Consider the following 6,251-nt stretch of genomic DNA (forward strand, 5'->3'; position numbering starts at 1 on the left):
CGGTCCATCTGATTGTAAGGCCAAGGTGCACCATTATTTTCAATATTGGTCATCATATTATTGAGCTCCATTGGTGCAGCACTTTGTTCCATAACCAAGTATTGACGCATTTGCATAATGATATTTAAAGGATCTATACTCACAGGACAAGCTTCTACACAAGCATTGCAACTAGTACAAGCCCAAAGTTCTTCGTTTGTAATATAATCTCCTAAAAGTTGCTTACCATCATCTACAAATTCCCCTTTATTAGCATCTATATTTTTACCTACTTCAACAAGACGATCACGCGTATCCATCATGATTTTTCGAGGCGATAATTTTTTACCAGTTTGATTGGCTGGACATTCGTCAGTACAACGACCACATTCTGTACAGGTATAGGCATTTAATAAATTAACCCAACTTAAATCTTGCACATCACTAGCTCCAAATTTTGCAGGAACAGCATCTTCTTCTCCTTCTGGGGCAGCTGCAAAAGGATCTGCATCTGGATCCATCATCATCTTAACTTCATTGGTCACTGCCTCTAAATTATCAAATTGACCTTTTGGTTTTAAATTACCGTAGAAAGTATTTGGAAATGCCAATAAGATATGTAAGTGCTTAGAAAAATATAAGTAGTTTAAGAAAACTAAAATCCCAATAATGTGCAACCACCATGCGGTTCTTTCTATTATTATTAATGTTACATTTGATAGACCATCAAAAAGAGGTAATAGCCATTGACTAATTGGGAATGATCCAGCGGTATGATATCCTTCTGCTCCATTAAGTTGTAATTGTAAATCAGTACCATTCATCGTTAAGAATAAACACATCAATACCACTTCAAAATATAATATAATATTACCATCGCTCTTTGGCCAGCCTTTCATTTCTGAACTCATAAACCGTTTGAGTTTTATAACATTTCGTCTTATCCAAAAGATAATTACAGATACAAGTACTGCAAATGCAAGTAATTCAAAAGAACCAATTAAGATGTTATAAATATCACCTGCAGGAGAAAAAATACGATGTTGACCTGTGAACCCATCTATTATGATTTCTAAAACTTCAATATTAATAACTACAAACCCTACATAAACAATGATATGAAGAAAACCAGCAATTGGTCGCGTCACCATTTTACTCTGGCCTAAGGCTATTCTAGCCATGTTTTTCCAACGTTGAGGCTTATTGTCACTAGTATCAACATCTTGACCTAATTTAATATTACGTGCTATTTTTCTAACGCTATTGGCGAAATATCCAATACCTATAAAAAATACTATTGCAAATATGACTTGTGGTAAAATACTCATATTGTGGTTGATTTATTAATCTTTATCTTCTATCTCGTTTCCGTCAGCATCATAACGTTTAGCTTTCTTTCCAAATAGAGAAAAGTGAACATAACGCTTAGGATTTAATTTCATATCTTCTAGCAACTGCTTCATCTGTGATGCAGCTCCTTCCAGATTTTGATACAAACCTTCGTCCTTTAAAAGCTTGCCAATAGAGCCTTCTCCATTCTCTATACTCGTCATTAAAGTATTGACAGTTGTCAGTGTGTTATCAAGGTTTGCGACCGTTTTAGACAACTTCACACCCTTTAAGTCATTTGTTATTATTGCTAAATCTTTAATTACAGCATCAAAATTACTAAGTATCGAGCTCAACTTTTCATCGTTCTCTTTAACCAAAGAATTTACAGAGTAAGACACCGATTTAAAAGATTTCATAGTGGCATTTAACTCTGCTATAGCACTTTTAATTCCGTTATCAGATTCATCACGAACCAAACCATTAAGACTTACTAAAAGTGAATCTGCTGATGATAGTGTTGAGTCCAGGTTGTCACTTACATCAGAAAAGCTAGTCGTTAAACTAGACACTAAATCTTCTTCGACTTCAGAGGCGATATAATCTCCTGGTTTTGCTGGTTCTCCATCATTACTTACAACAATGGCGAGTGCGTTACCTCCCATTAAACCTGTTTTATAAAGTCTAATTTTAGATTGCTTAGAGAAATTTAATTGATCGTCTATTGTGAAAGAAACTCTTGTTTTACCAGTACTGAAATCATAGATAATCTCTTGTATCTTACCAACATTATTACCTTTTACAGTAACTGGCGATGCTTTTGTTAGGGCATTATAATCAAACTCAGTGTAATAGGTATCATCATCTTCAAATAGATTTTTACCATTGAGATAGTTGATTAAAAAAACCATTAACAAAATACCTGAAAGTACAAGTATGGCTGCTTTTATTTCTCTTGAAATTTTCAATTTTTACATTTTTGGGTTACAACAAAATTAACAATAATTATATAAAAAATGTTTCTAATTAAAGATAAACAATATTTCTAATTAGATACTGGTTTTATTGCTTCGGAAACATCTGTTTTATTTCCATTCTTATAGGCCACAACAAAGCAGTCTTTATAACCTTTAGATACTGCATTCAACTGCAGTTGCTTTACCTTGTTATAATCTGAAGTAGCACCATGATAATACTTATAAATTGTACCTACTTTTTCTCTAGTAATATCTGATAAGCCTTTAAAATTATAAGACTGAGGCGCTATTTCTCTAGAACTGGCTGCAATTTGAACCTTAAACAGGATATTTTCTATAATTTGCGGCTCACCGCTTGACTCCTTATTATTGTTGCCTACTTTGGTTCCTTTATAAATATCTTCTCCTACATTTTGCTCTATATATGTCTTGTATCCTAATATTGCTTTTTTTATACCCGATCCCATTTTTGTTTGACCTGTCTTGGTATTTAAGAATTCACCTTCTCCTTTATTAGTCAAAAAGCCTACCTCTATAAGGACACTTGGCATATATGTATTGTGCAAAACCCATAAACTCGCTTGTTTCAAACCTCTACTTTTACGCTTGAGACCTTGCTCAAAATTATCCTCAACCATTCTGGCTAGTTTGATACTATTCTCGGTATACTCCTCTTGAAGAAAACTTAGAGTAATAAGGGATTCTGGTGAGTTTGGATCAAAACCTTCATAGTGTTTCTCGTAATCTGCTTCAAGGAAAATAACTTCATTCTCCTTTTTTGCAATTTCCATATTACGTTTGGTATTTGCTACACCTAATACAAACGTTTCAGTTCCTGAGGCCTGAGAATGATGTGCATTACAATGCACCGATACAAATAGATCTGCATCTGCATCATTCGCGATTTTTGCTCGTCCTCTTAAGGTCACAAAAACATCTTTATCCCTAGTATAAATAACTTTAATATCCTTGTTTTTTTCAAGCTCCTGACCAACATGAAGGACAATATTTAAAGCAATATCTTTTTCTCTATGTCCATTTCCTAGGTTACCAGAATCATGACCACCATGACCTGCATCCAACACAACAACAAATTTATCTTTGTTTTTTTGAAATGCATGTGCAGATGTTAAAATACTGGTACATAACAAACTCACTAATACTATACTGTAATGTAATGTCGTTTTCATAGGTGTTTAACGGTTAATCAACTCGATTTATTTTAAGTACGCATCCTCCAGATTATCTAGTCTAATCATGCTTTTTATAAATTGATTGAATTATAAACTAATCATAAAAAATCTATGTAATTTTGGGAATTCAAAAACCGAGCCATACTTTAGCAAAAATACATTTAAAAGCGTTGCATACAAAAAGCTTACACATACTTTTTACCCTAAGTTTTACCATGTTTATCAACATGTTTTGCTGGGCTCAAGAATTGCCTAAATCGAAGGAGCCAATTAGACCTGTAACAAAAAATGATACCATAGTTAATGATACAACTGTTGTAAGCATTGGAAAGATACTCGATACTCCCAAAAACATAAAAGAATCAGATAGTACAAAGACGGATTCTATTCCGAAGAAAAAAGAATTTCTCACAAGTATTGTAGACTATAAAGCCAAAGACTATGTGCGATTAGATCAACGAAAAAATACAACTACCTTATACAATGAAGCCGAAGTTAATTACGGTGACATGAATATCAAATCTGGTATTATTGTCATTAATCACGGTAAAGATTTAGTTTATGCAGGACGTCTCAAGGATAGTTTAGGGAATTATTCTCAAGCACCTGTATTTACACAAGGACAAAGTATTGTGGAACCAGATTCTGTCATATTAAATACCGTTACTAAAAAAGCTATTATTTACAATTCTAAAACAGAAGAAAGTGGCGGAACCATTATAGCAGCAATTACTAAACGTGAAAATGATTCTACCCTTTTTATTAAAGATGGTAAATTTACAACTTCTGAAAACCTTGATGACCCTGAGTATTATTTTTTAATGCGAACGGCTAAAGTCGTTCCTGGTGTAAAAGTAGTTACAGGATTTACAAACTTATTTATATACGATGTACCAACGCCAATTGTGCTACCTTTTGGTTATTTTCCGATGTCTAAAAAGCAAACATCGGGTGTCATTATGCCAACACCTGGACAGGAATTAGCAAATGATAGAGGTTACTTTTTACAGAATGGAGGGTATTATTTTGCGATTAACGACTATCTAGATCTAGCTGTTTTAGGAGATTACTATACCAATGGAAGTTATGGTTTGCGTTTAGAGTCTAATTATGCTAAACGTTATAAATTTAATGGAAATTTAAGTTTTAGATATGAAAATTTAATTAATAGCGAACCTGGTTTCCCAGACTTTGCAAAGTCAACGATTTATAATATTCGTTGGTCTCATAGTCAAGATGGAAAATCCAATCCAAGTTCTAGGTTTTCGGCATCTGTAAACTTAGGTAGTAGTCAGTTTTTTAGACAGTCCATTAATCAATTAAATTTGGCTAGTGCACTGAACAATACTTTGGCTTCATCGGTATCTTATTCTAAAACTTTTCAAGGAGAACCACAAGTTAATATGAATGTGACAGCTACGCATTCTCAAAATACCAATACAGAAGAAATTAATTTAACCTTACCTACAGTGCAAGCGAGTGTTGGTAGAATGTTTCCGTTTGCACCTAAAACCGGATCAAAAAAGGGTATTATTCAAAATATAAACTTTCAATATAACGTTAGAGGAGAAAACAGGATTCGAACTACAGACTCCTTGTTTCTTAAATCTGAAATGTTCAATGATGCAAAAATAGGAACGCTACATTCTATTCCTGTTTCTACAAACTTTAAAGTATTTGACTATTTTAGTATGAGTGCTAGCATGAATTTTGAAGAGAATTGGACGTTCAATACTATCAAAAGATTTGAGGACGATGAAGGCACAATTATTACTGAAGATTTAACCAACTTTGATCGTTTTTTAACTTATAATTTCAGCACAAGTATCGGTACGACAGTCTATGGAATGTTTGATTTTAGAAAAGAAGGAAAAGAGCGTAAAATTCAGCAAATACGTCATGTACTGCGTCCATCAATAAGCTATAACATCAATCCAGCTTTTGATCAATATTATGATACTTTTGCAATTGCTAATGCAGATGGCGATACGGTAGATGAGCTAGAACGACAAGAATACACACGGTTTGAAGGCTCTTTATTTGGTACACCAAATCAAAATTTCTCTAGTGCTATGGGTATTTCATTAGGTAATAATTTTGAAGCTAAAGTCACCGATAAAGATAGCACGGCGACAGAACCTAAAAAAATTAAGTTGCTAAACAATCTCAACTTTCAGACATCTTATAATTTTGCTGGCGATAGTTTAAAATGGAGTCCATTAAGAGTTTCTGGAGGCACCACAATCTTCAAGGATAAAATGAATATTAACTTTGGGATGATTTTAGACCCTTACGCATTAGACAATAATAATAGAAAAATTGAAAAATTTAATATTGAAAATGGCGGAAGCTTATTTAGACTAACCTCTGCTAATCTTAACATTAGTTATTCCATTTCTAGTGCAGCATTTGAAGGGAATGGAAACGAAGATGATCCTGCAATTCAAGACAATTTAAGAAGTGGTGGACGTGCAGATGATTTATTTGGAAGGCCTCAAGATTTTGCCGATCAGCGTTTAACAGATGATAACGACTCAAAAGACAAAAAGGAAGAGCCCTCAGAGTTATATAACTTCAAAATACCATGGAGTCTGAGAATGGCTTACGTTGTTAATTATGGTAATGCGGCGAGACAGAACGCTATAACGAGTCATTCTTTAATGTTCTCTGGAGATATTGAGTTGTCACCAAAATGGTCTGTTGGAGCCTCTTCTGGTTATGATGTTGCCAACAAAGGATTTACCCAAACTCAATTGCGTTTTGAACGTGATTT

General features: G+C 33.7%; 4 protein-coding genes. 1 reads left to right on the top strand and 3 read right to left on the bottom strand.

Going from position 1 to position 6,251, the window contains the following annotated elements; translation table 11 throughout:
• The 3 genes from ACJAZK_RS14570 to ACJAZK_RS14580 all read right to left on the bottom strand — a co-directional run.
• On the bottom strand, positions 1 to 1,307 hold a 1,307-nt coding region (locus ACJAZK_RS14570), incomplete at its 3' end, for a 4Fe-4S dicluster domain-containing protein (protein ID WP_415224669.1).
• A 15-nt stretch (positions 1,308 to 1,322) separates the two neighbouring features.
• Complete coding sequence (locus tag ACJAZK_RS14575; protein WP_415224670.1) at positions 1,323 to 2,276, bottom strand: MlaD family protein; 954 nt, start codon at positions 2,274 to 2,276, stop codon at positions 1,323 to 1,325.
• A 77-nt stretch (positions 2,277 to 2,353) separates the two neighbouring features.
• A complete protein-coding gene (locus tag ACJAZK_RS14580) occupies positions 2,354 to 3,475 on the bottom strand; it encodes an N-acetylmuramoyl-L-alanine amidase family protein (RefSeq protein ID WP_415224671.1) in 1,122 nt (373 codons plus the stop codon).
• 251 nt (positions 3,476 to 3,726) lie between these two features.
• Between ACJAZK_RS14580 and ACJAZK_RS14585 the strand changes: the two genes are divergently transcribed.
• On the top strand, positions 3,727 to 6,251 hold a 2,525-nt coding region (locus ACJAZK_RS14585), incomplete at its 3' end, for a putative LPS assembly protein LptD (RefSeq protein ID WP_415224672.1).

This window comes from Psychroserpens sp. (genome assembly GCF_047633235.1).
Lineage (GTDB): Bacteria > Bacteroidota > Bacteroidia > Flavobacteriales > Flavobacteriaceae > Psychroserpens.

Excerpts from the sequence above, each read along its gene's own strand:
- ACJAZK_RS14580 (WP_415224671.1), bottom strand. The coding sequence starts at position 3,475 with ATGAAAACGACATTACATTACAGTATAGTATTAGTGAGTTTGTTATGT.